We start from the raw sequence: 14,069 nt of genomic DNA, 5'->3' as shown, positions 1-14,069 counted from the left end.
GGTGCCAGAAACAGCCGGCCCGGGGGATAACCACAACGCTTGTGGTGCGCTGACCGGGGGGCCGGTCAGCGATAACGCTTAGTGAGTGGAGCGCCACTGAGCGCCCAAACGATCGGCCGCCAGAATCGCGGCGCAGACGCTCTGCGGGTCAACCGGGAACGGCATATTGTGGATGGTTTCCCCTTCTGCACAGGTAGCTTTCGCCACCGCGAGAATTTTCTCCTCAATGCCGTCCTTCACGCCCATCTGCGCCAGCGTTACCGGCAGCCCTACCTTCTGGCAGAAGCCGAGCACGGTTTCAATTTCATCCATCGGGCTGTTTTGTAAAACCAGCTGCGCCAGCGTACCAAAGGCCACTTTTTCCCCATGGTACAGGTGGTGGCACTCTTCCAGAATGGTGAACCCATTATGGATAGCGTGCGCCGCCGCCAGGCCGCTGCTTTCAAAGCCGATGCCGCTGAGATAGGTATTGGCTTCTACGATGCGTTCCAGCGCCACGGTTGCCACGCCCGCTTCGGCGGACAGACGCGCTTTTTCACCTTCCGCCAGCAGCGTTTCATAGCACAGACGCGCCAGGCTTAACGCCGCCGCCGTCGATTGACCGCCGGCCATGCTGACGGCGTGAGCGTCATAACAGGCTTTCGCTTCAAACCAGGTCGACAGCGCATCACCCATCCCGGAGACCAGTAAACGCACCGGCGCTTTGGCAATAATCGCCGTATCCATCACCACCATGTCCGGGTTTTTCGGATAGATCAGGTACTCTTCAAACTCGCCGGATTCGGTATAAATCACCGACAGCGCGCTGGTTGGTGCATCGGTAGAGGCGATAGTCGGGATAATCACCACCGGCAGATGCTGGTAATAACCGATGGCTTTCGCCGTATCGAGGGTTTTCCCGCCGCCAATCCCCACCACGCCTTTGCAGCCTTTCTGCTTGGCGATGGCGCCCAGGCGGTTGATCTCCGCGTGGCTGCATTCGCCGTTAAAACGCTCGGCATGGCAGCTGATACCGTTGTCATGCAAACCATTCAGTACTTTATCTCCGGCCAGCTTCATCACGAAGTCGTCGGCAATCACAAAAAAACTGTCCGCCAGATTTTTGGCATACTGACCGAATAACGCAGATGCATCAGGACCCTGAAGATATTTTGCCGGAGACTGAATAACTTGTAGCATTCTCTACACCCTCACATTGAACTCGTTTCCATGATGACGTCAGGTGTGGCTCGCTCCTGCTGGCAACGCAATCCAACGAGAGGTTGAGCACGACCGACGCGGTGACATCACTGTAAAGCGGGTGCCTGGCAAAAGAATGTTGGGTTATTTGGTTCCACTACGAAACGCCTTCTAAAATATTTCGTTCCATAACGAAACACCTCTTCGGCAATGCCGCCCGGATTGCGATCCAGATCCGCGCCGCGTTCACACTATTCACCAGTTCAATATGTCTATTCCGTGCCTATTCTGCCCCTGATGAACAAAAAAAAATAGCACCGCCGTTCAGCCCGAGACGCCGCCGGCCTATGCGGTGGCTAAGAAGCCTGCATCAGCTCTCATTTTTCCCATTCACCGGCAAAATACGTTTCACTATGGAACATTTACGGCAATTTTTGTTCCGGGATGAAACCGACGGCGACGGGGATTTTCTTTTTTTCCCACCAGGCGAGAATTCACTCATCGGCCACGGTATCGGTATTTACGCTACCGCAGCCGGAACCCTACAGGGGAGTCGCTCGACGAGCGGCCCACAAAATATCCAGCGGAGTACACATAATGAAAAAACTGATTAACCGTGTGGAAGATGTCCTGGCAGAACAGCTGGCGGGACTGGTCAAAGTGCATCCGGAACTGAAGCTGTATCAGGATCCGGTTTATCTCACCCGAGCCGATGCGCCGGTCGCGGGCAAGGTCGCCCTGCTCTCCGGTGGCGGTAGCGGTCATGAACCCATGCACTGCGGCTTTATCGGCACCGGGATGTTGAGCGGCGCCTGTCCAGGCGAGATTTTCACCTCACCGACGCCGGATAAAATCTTCGAATGCGCCATGCACGTCGACGGCGGCGAAGGGGTGGTGCTGATTATTAAAAACTACACCGGCGATGTGCTGAACTTTGAAACCGCCACCGAGCTGCTGCACGAAAGCGGCGTGAAGGTCACTACCGTTGTGATCGATGACGACGTGGCGGTAAAAGACAGCCTCTACACCGCCGGTCGACGCGGCGTGGCCAATACCGTGCTGATTGAAAAGCTGATGGGCGCGGCCGCCGAACGTGGCGATAGCCTGGAAGCCTGCGCCCGTCTGGGTCGTCAGCTCAACAACCAGGGCCACTCCATTGGCATCGCGCTGGGTGCCTGTACCGTTCCGGCCGCGGGTAAACCGTCGTTTGAACTCAACGATGACGAAATGGAGTTTGGCGTGGGCATCCACGGGGAACCGGGCATTGACCGCCGCCCCTTCACCTCGCTGGACGACACCGTCGACGCCATGTTCGCCACCCTGCTGGAAAACGGTCAGTACAGCCGTACCCTGCGCCAGTGGGACCCAATCAAAGGCTGCTGGCAGGAAGTGACGCAGTCCAAACGGGCGTTGCAGAAAGGCGACCGCGTGATTGCGCTGGTCAACAACCTCGGCGCGACTCCGCTTTCCGAGCTGTATGGCGTCTATAACCGCCTGGAAACGCTCTGTACCGATGCGGGTATCACCATTGAACGTTCGCTGGTCGGCTCCTGGTGTACTTCCCTCGATATGACCGGTTTTTCCATCACCCTGCTAAACGTGGATGCGGATACCCTCGCCCTGTGGGATGCCCCGGTTCACACCCCTGCTCTCAACTGGGGTCACTAAGGAGATCTGCAATGTCACTGAACAGAGATACGATTGTCGACTGGCTGTACCGCTGCGGCGAAACCTTTACCACCCAGTGTGATTTTCTCACCGGGCTCGACCGCGAAATCGGCGACGCCGACCACGGGCTCAATATGCACCGTGGCTTCAGTAAAGTGGTGGAAAAGCTGCCGTCGATTGCCGACAAAGACATTGGCTTTATTTTAAAAAACACCGGCATGGTGCTGCTCTCCAACGTCGGCGGGGCCAGCGGCCCGCTGTTTGGCACCTTCTTTATTCGCGCAGCCCAGGTAACGCAGGCGCGCCAGAACCTCTCGCTGGAAGAGCTTTACCTGATGATCCGCGAAGGGACTGACGGCGTCGTCAGCCGCGGCAAAGCCGAACGGGGTGATAAAACCATGTGCGACGTCTGGCTGCCGGTGGCCGACGCTCTGCAGCGCTCCAGCGAACAGAATCTGTCAATCACCGCCGCGCTCGACGCCGCCTGTGAGGTGGCTCAGCAGGCGGTCCAGGCTACCATCACCATGCAGGCACGCAAAGGCCGCGCCAGCTATCTGGGTGAGCGCAGCATCGGTCATCAGGATCCGGGAGCCACTTCCGCCCTGTTTATGGTGCAAATGTTGGCCGCTGCGGCTAACGCATAAGTAGAGAAAGGATAAGGCGATGGTAAATCTGGTCATTGTGTCTCACAGCGCCCAACTGGGCCAGGGGGTCGGGGAGCTCGCCCGACAGATGTTAAGGGGGGATGGCTGCCAGCTCGCCATCGCCGCCGGTATTGACGACCCCGATAGCCCGATTGGCACCGACCCTATCAAGGTGATGGAGGCCATCATCTCGGTCGCCGACACCGACGATATTCTGGTGCTGATGGATATTGGTAGCGCGCTGCTGAGCGCGGAAACCGCGCTCGACCTGCTGGACCCGGATATTGCCGCGAAGGTACATTTGTGTCCGGCACCGTTGGTGGAAGGGGCGCTGGCCGCCACGGTGAGCGCCGCCAGCGGTGCAGGCATCGAGAAGGTGATTGCCGACGCCCAGTGCGCCCTGCAAGCCAAACGCGTCCAGCTCGGTTTTCCGGCGCAGGAGGAGTATCACGACCCGTCGGCGCGGCAAACCGACGAGTCTGACGGCGCGCAGTCGGTGACCGTCGAAATAGCGAATCCTCACGGTCTGCACGTGCGCCCTGCCGCCCGTCTGGTCGAAGGGCTCGCCGGGTTTAATGCCGAGCTGCTGCTGGAAAAAGACGGCAAGTGCGTGAAGCCCGACAGCCTTAATCAGATAGCCCTGCTGAAGGTGCGATGCAATGACCGCATCCGCCTGATTGCCAAAGGCCCGGAAGCCGCAGAGGCGCTGGCGGCATTTCAGGCGCTGGCAGACGACCATTTTGGCGAGCGTCAGGTCGTTAACGCCCCGACGGTGGTGAACGCACCAGCGCTTCATGGCACCCTCAGCGGCGTGGTGCTGCACTATCAGCCCACCGTGTTTCCGCTCGAACGTGAACCCGTAGAAAGTCCGGAGGCCGAGTTTCGGCGTCTGAAAATGGCGGTCAGCCATACGCTGGACGATCTGCTGGAACTCGCCGCGCTGGCAGCCGACAAGTACTCAGAAGAGATTGCCGCCATTTTCTTCGGTCAGCATACCCTGCTTGATGACCCGGAACTGCTGAACAGCGTCCGTGAAGAACTGCAGCAGCAGAACTGCTGCGCCGAGTGGGCCTGGTCACAGGTGATGAGCGCCCTCAGCCAGCAGTACCAGTCGCTGGACGATGCCTACCTTCAGGCACGCTATATCGATATTGAGGATATTCTGCATCGTACGCTGGGACACCTGGCCGGAGCCGTCGACAGCGCACCCCACCTGTCGCAGCGCACGATACTCATCGCCGATAACCTCTACCCGTCGGTCGTCCTGCAACTGGATGCGACGAAAACCGCCGCCATCTGCCTGCGCGACGGCAGCCCGCTGGCCCACGGTGCCATCATTGCCCAGACGGCGGGCATTCCCTGGCGCTGCCAACTCGGCGACGCCTTTGCCGGGCGGCAAAACGGCGACAAGCTCACGCTAACCCAACCCTAATATCCTTTTTTTCACTCCCGGACACGCCCTGCACGGCTCGCCATGCAGGGGTGTCACACCCTAAGCTCAGGAATCTGTTATGTCGCAATTTTTCTACAATCAACGCGAAAACCTCGTGAATGACGCTATTGAAGGGGCGATCATCGCGAGCCCGTGGAACAACCTTGCCCGTCTGGAAAGCGATCCGGCGATTCGTATTGTGGTCCGGCGCGATCTGGTTAAATCCCGGGTGGCGGTGATTTCCGGCGGCGGCGCAGGTCATGAACCGGCCCACGCGGGCTTTGTCGGCAAAGGGATGCTCACGGCGGCGGTCTGCGGCGACCTCTTTGCCTCCCCGAGCGTGGACGCCGTGCTGACCGCCATCCAGGCGGTGACCGGCGATGCAGGTTGCCTGCTGATTGTCAAAAACTACACCGGTGACCGCTTAAACTTCGGCCTTGCCGCGGAAAAAGCCCGTCGTCTGGGCTACAAAGTCGAGATGGTCATCGTCGGCGACGATATCTCCTTGCCGGACAACAAGCACCCGCGCGGCATTGCGGGCACTGTCCTTATCCATAAGGTTGCGGGCTACTTCGCGGAAATGGGCAGCAACCTGGACACCGTCACCCGGGAAGCGCGTCTGGCGATGTCCCGCGTGTTCAGCCTTGGCGTCGCGCTGGCAAGCTGTCATCTGCCCGGCGACCCGCAGGACGGCGTGCGCCACTTCCCCGGCAAAGCCGAGCTGGGAATGGGGATCCACGGCGAGCCCGGCGTTAGCGTGGTGGACACGCAAAACAGCGCCGAGCTCGTGCACCTGATGGTCGAAAAGCTCAGCGCGGCGTTACCGGCCACCGGCCGTCTGCTGCTGATGCTCAACAACCTCGGAGGTGGCTCGGTGACCGAGATGGCAATCCTCACCCGTGAACTGGCCTCCAGCGCGTTAGCTTCACGCTGCGATTGGCTGATTGGCCCTGCTCCACTGGTCAGCGCACTCGATATGAAAGGCTTTTCGATTACCGCGATGGTGATGGAAGAGAGCGTCGAAAAAGCGCTGCTGTCGGAGGTGAGAACCGCCGGCTGGCTACCGCCGGTGCGCCTGCGCCCGCAGACCACCATGCCGTGTGATATAAAGAGCGCCCGCGTGGCCTTTACGCCGTCGGAAGATGCGCAGGTTGCAGACTATATTGCGACGGTAACCGCCACGCTGTCCGACCTGGAAAGCTGCCTGAACGCGCTGGATGCCAAAGTGGGCGATGGCGATACCGGTTCAACCTTCGCCGCCGGAGCGCGTGAAATTGCCCGTCTACTTCACGACCACCAGCTGCCGTTGGCTCAGCTTGAGACGCTGTGCGGGCTGATTGGCGAACGGTTAACCGTGGTAATGGGCGGCTCCAGCGGCGTGCTGATGTCTATCTTCTTCACCGCCGCCGGGCAGGCTATCCACGAAGGCAAACCGGTGGTTGCCGCCCTGCAGGCCGGGCTGGCGCAGATGAAGTTTTACGGCGGTGCTGACCTCGGCGATCGTACGCTGATTGATGCCCTGCAGCCGGCGCTGGACGCACTGGCGCAACAGCCAGGCGACCTCGATGCCGCCTACCGCGCCGCACAGGCGGGCGCCGACGCCACCAGCCACGCCACCAAAGCCAATGCGGGCCGCGCTTCCTACCTTAACAGCGACAGCCTCGCCGGTAATATGGACCCCGGCGCCCATGCCATTGCGATGGTATTTAAAGCCCTGGCGCAACGCCCACGCGGCTAACCGTTCGACCAGTTGCCCGCGATAACTCGCGGGCATTTTTTTGAATTAGGGTTGCGTAACCCGCCGCGGCGAACAATGATGAAGTCACCCTGAACAACCGACACCGTTAACCAATGCCCAACCGCTACCTGCGCCCGCTTTTCCCGCCGTTCGCTCTGTTTTTTATCACCAGCCTGCTGACAGGCTGCGTATTAAGCCGCGTCTCAGAGAGCGCCCACGCCAAAGAGGTTGATGAACTGCACGTCGTGGGTATGAGCCTTGACGCTGCTCGCGCCGCCGTCACCCAGCGCGGGTACACCTGTAGCCCCTACGCCGAGCGCCATCTCGTCAGCACCGAGGACGGTAACCATCAATGGTTGCAGACATCGTGCGACAAACAGAGCCTGGAGGTGGTCTGCCCGCAAATCCGCTCGGTGGTGCTGAACGTCGACCCCACCAGCCAGAAGGTGGTGATGGTCGGAAAAAATATCACCCAGAATGGCTGTTTTTAACCTTCCGTAAGGAGATGCGACCGCCTGCCACACGATGGTGCTATTTCTGCTAAATATTTAGCCTATCGTGACGATATATAGGAAAAGCAAAATAAAAATGCGGGCGCAAGATGGCAGGGATCAATACCAACATCAATACTCTGGTCGTACAAAAAAACGCGTTAAAAAGTGGCTCCGTGCTTCAGCAATCCATTGAACGCCTTTCCTCGGGGCTGCGCATCAACAGCGCCAAAGATGACGCCGCAGGCCAAGCCATCAGCAACCGCATGAACAGCCAGATTGCCGGGCTCTTGCAGGCGAAACGAAACGCCAGCGACGGGCGTTCGATGGCGCAAACGGCGGAAGGCGCGCTGAGTGAAATCAACCAGCGCTTGCAGAGAATCCGCGAGCTTTCCGTCCAGTCGCTAAGCGAAACCTACTCGCTGGAAGATGCCGACAGCATTCAGTCAGAGATTAACCTCAATCTGAAAGAGATTGCCCGCCTCAACGAACAGACCAGCTTTAACGGTAAGAACGTCCTAGACGGCAGCGCCGGCACCGTTTCCGTGCAGGTCGGCAGCAACGATAACCAGACGATGGGCCTGTTCCTCGGTAAACCGGGCTTTAGCGTGGATGAACTGGGTCTGAACGATCTCGTCATTCGCGGGCTTAGCGGTAAAGTTACCCCTACCGACCAGCTTGTGGGCAGCAGCAACAATATTGACTTAACCAGCGCAGCAACCAGCATAAGTTATGCCACTGGAAACCAACTGACCTCCCCGCATCTGGTTCGCAGCACGGGTGGGCAACTCTATATTCAGGGTACGGATGCACAGGGCAAGAATGCCTATCTTGCGGCAACCTACGGCGCAACCTACACCACCGCCACCAGTTCAGCGGAGGTGAACGTTACCGCTACCTCCGGGCCACTTTATACCAGCGTTTCCGCGCTTTCCGCTCGTGCCTTGTCGGGGCTGACCTTCCGCGATGACGCTAACACGCCAATCACTCCCGCTACACTGGTTAATAGCGATGGGAAATACTATATCCAACAGGGCACCGACTATTTTGCCGCAGAGCTAAGCTGGGGGCCGACGGGGAGCATGCAGGCCAGAATGACCGACCCAACGGCGCTGACTACCCTGAACGCACCGGTTGTGGTCACCTCCACGCCTGCCGTGGATTTGACCACAGTCACCCCGAAATTGCTGGACAGCAGCGGTGCAGATATTTCAGGCAACGCCCGATTAATGAGAAACGGTAGCCAGTACTATCTGGAGGTAGACAACGGTGGCGGCGATTTTCGCTACTTCAGCGCCTCAGTCGCACTGCAGAGCGACGGCGACACCACCAGCGTCTCCGTGCAAGCCAACAGCGCGCTGCCGCAAAATGCTTTTACCGACGTGAAAACCGTCGCGGGGACCTCTTTCGTCACCATTGACCCCGACAAAATGCAGTTGAACTATACCGACAACGCCGGTCAGACCTTCAACAGCGTGCTGAGCCGCGATGCTACAGGCAATTATGTCATGACCCTGGGCGACAGTAACAAAACTGCGACCCTGGTACAGCAAAGTGACGGTTCACTGCTGATGAAAACCCTCAACGGCAGCGGTGAAATCCAGATTTACTATCCGAACAGCTACAGCGCTACCACCGATGGCGAAAAAGGCTGGACGACCATCAGCCTCAAGGAGACCGGCGATGGTGTGCGTCTGCGCCACCCTGAGGACCCGCTGGCCGCACTTGATGCTGCCATTGCCCGCGTCGATCAGCGCCGCAGCCAGCTCGGCGCGACCATGAACCGTCTGGAGTCCGTACAGAACGTACAAACTGGCACCTCTGCCGCACTTAGCACTGCGCGTTCACGCATAGAAGACGCGGACTACGCCGTAGAGGTATCGCAGATGTCCCGGGCGCAGATTCTGCAACAGGCGGGCAACTCCGTGCTGTCAAAATCTAACCATCTCCCCGAGGCGGTGCTGTCACTATTACAGGGGTAATAGCTGTTTCTTCTTCTGATGTTCTGTTGACTTATTCTGTAAAAAGATTACTTTTCAGGACATGAAGAAAATACTGATTATCGTCCCCGACGGCGGCATGCTGTTTGAGTCCGCCGGCATTGCCGACATCCTGATGCAGGCCAACCGCCTGCATCCTGAGGGTGCCACCTCCCCTTGCTACCAGGTTCAGCTGGCGACCACCCAGCCGCATCAGGTGATCCACGGCCAGTCCGGCCTTAACCTGCTGGCGGACCATCGTCTGCACGAGATAGACCCCCGTGAGCCCCTCGACACCATCATCATCACCGGCAGAGGCCAGAATGCGCAGGAGGGCATTGCGGTGGTGGACTGGCTGCGCCTTGCCGCCCCGCACGCCCGCCGGATTGCCTCAATCTGCGGCGGCGCGATGCTGCTGGCGCAAAGCGGGCTACTCGACGGCAAACGCGCCACCACCCACTGGAAGCTGCTGGAAACGCTCCAGACGGAGTACCCGCAGGTGCGCGTCGAAAGCGGGCCGCTCTATATTCAGGACGAGCATATCTGGACCTCCGGCGGGGTGAGCTCTGGCTTCGACCTGACGCTGGCGCTGGTAGAAGAAGATTACGGCTTTAGCCTGGCGCGCGACATTGCCCAGGATTTTGTGATGTACCTGCACCGCCCCGGCAGCCAGCTACAGTTCAGCCGCTACAATCTCCAGCGCACCAGCAGCGTGGGGCCCATCAACGACCTGCTTACCTGGCTGCTCGACAACCTGACCGCCGATCTCAGCGTCGAAACGCTGGCGGAAAAAGTCGCCATGAGCCCACGTAATTTCACCCGCGTCTTTACCCGGGAAACCGGCGTATCTCCAGCACGCTACGTCGCCGAAGCGCGTCTGACCGCCGCCCGACAGCGCCTGGAACAGACCAACGACACGCTGGAGAGAGTTGCGCAGCAGACCGGCTTTGGCAGCAGCATCAACCTACGCCGTCTGTTTGAAAAGCAACTGCACCTCACCCCCGGAGAGTATCGCCAGCGCTTCCACTGTCGAAAAATGGCGTAAAGTGATCCTTTTTTGTCGTTTACGCCAAATGGCGACCGGCCTACAGTAGCGCCAGAGACAACAGATAAGGAGTGGATCATGGTAAAGGTCGGTATTAACGGTTTTGGCCGTATCGGACGTAACGTACTGCGCGCTGCGCTTGGCAACCCGGATATCCAGATTGTGGCAATTAACGATCTGACGGACAGCAAAACGCTGGCGCACCTGCTGAAATATGACTCCCTGCTCGGCACGCTTGCCGCCGAGGTCAGCGCCAGCGAAAGTCAACTGGTGGTGGCAGGTAAACCTATCACCGTGTACAGCGAACGCGACCCGGCGAACATTCCGTGGCGACAGGCTGAAGTCGATATCGTGATTGAAGCCACCGGTTTCTTCACCGAGCGTGACAAAGCGGCGGTGCATATCCACAGCGGCGGCGCCAAACGTGTAATTATCTCCGCGCCCGGTAAGAACGACGATTTAACCATCGTGATGGGAGTGAACGACGGCCTCTACTCGCCGGATAAACACTATGTGGTCAGCAACGGCAGCTGCACCACCAACGGGTTGGCCCCCGCCGCCCAGGTGCTGCATCAGCATTTCGGCATTAAGCATGGTCTGATGAACACCACCCACGCTTACACCAATAGCCAGGCGCTGCACGACCAGCCGGAGAAAGATCTGCGCGGGGCTCGCGCCGCGGCGCTGTCGATAGTGCCTTACTCCAGCGGTGCGGCGAAAGCGCTGGGTAAAGTCATCCCCGAGCTGGACGGACGCCTGACGGGCTATTCCCTGCGCGTGCCGGTTCCGGTGGTCTCCATCGTTGACCTGACCGTGACCCTGGAACGTGATGTTACCGCCGACGAGGTGAACAACGCATTTCGTGAAGCGGCCGCGAGCGGCCCGCTGAAAGGCATTCTGGGTTACAGCGATGAACCGCTGGTGTCGAGCGACTACCAGGGCGACCCGCGTTCCTCAATTATCGACGGTCTCTCCACGCTGGTGATTGGCGGTAACATGGTCAAAATCCTGGCGTGGTACGACAACGAATGGGGCTTCTCCAACCGCCTGGTCGACCTGGCGCTGCTGATGGCCAAACGCGAAGCGTAATCTTCCGCTCCCGCTACCCACTAAAATCCACGCCCGGCGTGGATTTTTTTATCTCCCGCCGTTGAACCTGTAATATGCTGTTCGTTCTGATACAGACCATTTTCTTATACCTATAAAAACTGCGTACATCGCAGACCGTAACGCAAACTACAGGACAGATGGATGTTAACTCACACCGCCGCCTCGCCACGTCATGAGGCCAGGGCACAATTTCGCGCTGGCGTCGCCGCCTGCTTCCCCACCATTCCCGGATACTGGAGCATCGGCTTTGCGGCCGGGGCTATCGGCACGCTCTCCGGATTTACCACCCTGCAAACCGCCCTGCTGGCGAGCCTGCTGTACGCCGGTTCAGCGCAGTTTCTTTTCTATTCGCTGTGGGCCGCGGGGGCGGAAGTCGCCTCGGTGGTGCTGAGTGTGCTGCTGGTAAACCTGCGCTATCTGCTGATGAGTTCGGCGATGAGCGTCTATTTTCGTGAACATACCACGCTGCAAAAAGTGGTCAGCGGCCTGCTGCTCACCGATGAAACCTTCGGCGTGGCGGTGCAGCGCGGCGGCCCACAGAATAAGGTGTCGTTTGCCTGGATGTTTGGCCTGAACGTGGCCGCCTGGCTGAACTGGATCCTCGCCTGTGTGGTTGGCGCGGGGCTGGCTTCCGCCCTGCCGCAGGCGCTGATGGAAGGGCTGAGCTTTAGCCTGGTGTCGATGTTCATCGGCCTGGTGCTGATGCTGTGGTTTGCCAGCCGTCGCAAGTGGCTGGAGTCGTTCAGCATCGCCGTTGCGGCAATCATTACCCTTGCGATGTCAGGGCACGCCGATACCAGTATCGTGGTGATTGTCGCCGCCTCCGTCGCCGCCACGCTGGCAACGATTGGCCTGCGCCTGTCTGGCAAGAAGGAGAGTCAGGATGGAGCGTAATATTCTGCTGGCGATTATCGCCTCGGCGCTGGTCACCGCGTTGATGCGCGTGGTGCCGGTGCTGTTGCTATCACGTTTTCGTATGCCGCCTGCGCTGCAGCAGTGGCTGAGCTTTATTCCGGCGGCGATTATGTCGGCGATTATTGCCGCGGAACTGGTGGGTAAACCGGCGTTAACCAGCGGCGGGCTGAGCATTTCGCTGCTGGCCGCCGTCGTAGCGACGCTGGTTGGGGCGCTCAGCCGCAGTCTGTTTGCCACGGTGATTGCGGGGATGGCGGCGTTTATGGGGTTGAGCTATTTGTTGGCTTGATTTCCCCCTCACCCTGGCCCTCTCCCCAAAGGGGCGAGGGAACCGTTTTGAGTCGTTGGTATGTTCTGCTCTTTTCCTTAATGCTATTGCCGATCGGCTCCCCTCTCACCAAAAGGGCGAGGGAACCGTTTTGAGTCGTTGGTATGTTCTGCTCTTTTCCTTAACGCTATTGCCGATCGGCCCCCCTCTCACCAAAAGGGCGAGGGAACCGTTTTGAGTCGTTGGTATGTTCTGCTCTTTTCCTTAATGCTATTGCCGATCGGCCCCCCTCTCCCTTTTTAAGGGAGAGGGATGGGGTGAGGGTTACCGCACCGATACTACTCCGTCGTCACCGGCTTAACCCGCACCCCCGCAAACACCATCACCATCGCCGCCACCAGCAGCACACCGCTAACGGTAAACACGCCGCTGGCACCATTAAGATCAAACACCAGACCGCCCCCCGCTGCGCCCGCGCTAATGGCCAACTGGATGGACGCCACCATCAGCCCGCCCGCGCTTTCGGCTTCGTCCGGCACGGTCGTGGCAAGCCAGGTTGACCAGCCTACCGGCACCAGCCCAAAGGCGAAGCCCCACAGCGTCACCAGCAGACCGTCCAGCAACGCCAGATGCCCAAAGGCCACCATCAGCAACGCCAGTACACCCATACCGAACGGCACCAGCGCCAGCGTCAGACGCAGGTTGCGCGCCAGCAGGTGCCCGGCAATCGAGGTACCAATAAAGTTAGCCAGGCCAAAGCCCAGCAGGATCAGCGAAATGGTCTCCACGCTGGCGCGCCCTACCGTTTCAAGGAACGGACGCAGATAGGTGAAGAAGGCGAAGTGCCCGCTAAAGATAAAGATGGTCGCCAGCAGCCCGCCAATCATGCCGGGGCGACGCAGCACGTGCAGCAGCGTGCGCAGGCTACCGCCGTTCTCAGGGCGCATCGATGGCAGCACCCACAGTTGCCAGAGCAGCGCCAGCACGCCCGGCACCACGCAGAGAATAAACACATTGCGCCAGCCAATCAGGCTGCCCAGATAGCTGCCCAGCGGGGCCGCCACCACGGTGGCAATCGATACGCCGGCAAAGATAATCGACAGCGCTTTTGGCACATCGCTGGCGGGCACTAGCCGCATGGTAGTAGCGGTCGACATTGCCCAGAATCCGCCAATCGCCACGCCGAGCAGCAGGCGTCCCAGCAATAGCACCTGCAACGACGGCGCAAAAGCCACCAGCAGGCTGGAGACAATCTGCATCAGGGTAAAGAACATCAGCACCCAGCGGCGGTCGAGGCTTTTGGTGGCTGAGGTAATCAGCAGCCCGGTCACCAGCGCCACCAGCGCGGTGGCGGTCACGGTCTGTCCGGCCACGCCTTCGGTTACGCCCAGGCTTGCCGCCATCGGGGTCAGCAGGCTGGCGGGTAGAAACTCGGCGGTAATCAGCCCAAACACCCCCAGACCTAGCGCCCACACGGCGCGCCAGGCGGGTTTGGCCGGGGCAATGGACCCGCTCTCTGCGACGCATGTATTCATCGGTGAATCTCCTGTTATAAAAATGTGATGGCTGTCGCCAAGGATAGAAAGATCTTCCGGGACGA

The 14,069-nt window shown here is 59.4% G+C and carries 12 protein-coding genes; 10 read left to right on the top strand and 2 right to left on the bottom strand.

Translation table 11 applies throughout. The annotated features are described in order from the left end of the window. Window positions 1-78: 78 nt before the first annotated feature. Window positions 79-1,179: a glycerol dehydrogenase gene (locus tag ACLGE8_RS10950; protein WP_410998455.1), complete on the bottom strand. Its 1,101-nt coding sequence runs from the start codon at window positions 1,177-1,179 to the stop codon at window positions 79-81. 597 nt (window positions 1,180-1,776) lie between these two features. Between ACLGE8_RS10950 and dhaK the strand changes: the two genes are divergently transcribed. From dhaK to ACLGE8_RS10900, 10 genes are all read left to right on the top strand, one after another. Continuing rightward, window positions 1,777-2,847, top strand: a complete 1,071-nt coding sequence (gene dhaK, locus ACLGE8_RS10945; protein ID WP_410998454.1) for a dihydroxyacetone kinase subunit DhaK — start codon at window positions 1,777-1,779, stop codon at window positions 2,845-2,847. A gap of 11 nt (window positions 2,848-2,858) precedes the next feature. Next, entirely contained in the window at window positions 2,859-3,491 is a 633-nt protein-coding gene (gene dhaL, locus ACLGE8_RS10940) for a dihydroxyacetone kinase subunit DhaL (protein ID WP_410998453.1), read from the top strand. A 19-nt stretch (window positions 3,492-3,510) separates the two neighbouring features. Continuing rightward, window positions 3,511-4,923 (top strand): dihydroxyacetone kinase phosphoryl donor subunit DhaM, encoded by a 1,413-nt coding sequence (gene dhaM / locus ACLGE8_RS10935; RefSeq protein WP_410998452.1) that lies wholly within the window; start codon window positions 3,511-3,513, stop codon window positions 4,921-4,923. 79 nt (window positions 4,924-5,002) lie between these two features. Further along, complete coding sequence (locus ACLGE8_RS10930; protein ID WP_410998451.1) at window positions 5,003-6,661, top strand: glycerone kinase; 1,659 nt, start codon at window positions 5,003-5,005, stop codon at window positions 6,659-6,661. Between the two features lie 113 nt (window positions 6,662-6,774). After that, window positions 6,775-7,152, top strand: coding sequence for a hypothetical protein (locus tag ACLGE8_RS10925; RefSeq protein ID WP_410998450.1), 378 nt, complete (start codon window positions 6,775-6,777; stop codon window positions 7,150-7,152). Between the two features lie 110 nt (window positions 7,153-7,262). Continuing rightward, on the top strand, window positions 7,263-9,134 hold the full coding sequence (locus ACLGE8_RS10920; protein ID WP_410998449.1) for a flagellin: 1,872 nt from the start codon (window positions 7,263-7,265) through the stop codon (window positions 9,132-9,134). A gap of 61 nt (window positions 9,135-9,195) precedes the next feature. After that, on the top strand, window positions 9,196-10,176 hold the full coding sequence (locus ACLGE8_RS10915; RefSeq protein ID WP_410998448.1) for a GlxA family transcriptional regulator: 981 nt from the start codon (window positions 9,196-9,198) through the stop codon (window positions 10,174-10,176). A 78-nt stretch (window positions 10,177-10,254) separates the two neighbouring features. Continuing rightward, the gene (gene gap / locus ACLGE8_RS10910) at window positions 10,255-11,265 is read left to right on the top strand and encodes a type I glyceraldehyde-3-phosphate dehydrogenase (RefSeq protein WP_410998447.1); all 1,011 of its coding nucleotides are present in this window, start codon (window positions 10,255-10,257) and stop codon (window positions 11,263-11,265) included. 162 nt (window positions 11,266-11,427) lie between these two features. Continuing rightward, window positions 11,428-12,180, top strand: a complete 753-nt coding sequence (locus ACLGE8_RS10905; protein WP_410998446.1) for an AzlC family ABC transporter permease — start codon at window positions 11,428-11,430, stop codon at window positions 12,178-12,180. Then, window positions 12,170-12,490, top strand: coding sequence for an AzlD domain-containing protein (locus tag ACLGE8_RS10900; protein WP_185667723.1), 321 nt, complete (start codon window positions 12,170-12,172; stop codon window positions 12,488-12,490). The genes ACLGE8_RS10905 and ACLGE8_RS10900 overlap by 11 nt, the downstream gene beginning before the upstream one ends. A gap of 317 nt (window positions 12,491-12,807) precedes the next feature. On the opposite strand, the gene ACLGE8_RS10895 is transcribed toward ACLGE8_RS10900, so the two are convergent. Then, on the bottom strand, window positions 12,808-14,004 hold the full coding sequence (locus ACLGE8_RS10895) for an MFS transporter (RefSeq protein ID WP_410998445.1): 1,197 nt from the start codon (window positions 14,002-14,004) through the stop codon (window positions 12,808-12,810). Window positions 14,005-14,069: the final 65 nt, after the last annotated feature.

Origin of the sequence: Kluyvera sp. 142486 (assembly GCF_046569695.1) — a bacterium.
Classification (GTDB): domain Bacteria; phylum Pseudomonadota; class Gammaproteobacteria; order Enterobacterales; family Enterobacteriaceae; genus Kluyvera.
Note: the sequence above shows the minus strand (reverse complement) of the source record. Positions and strands in the feature narration are given on the sequence as shown.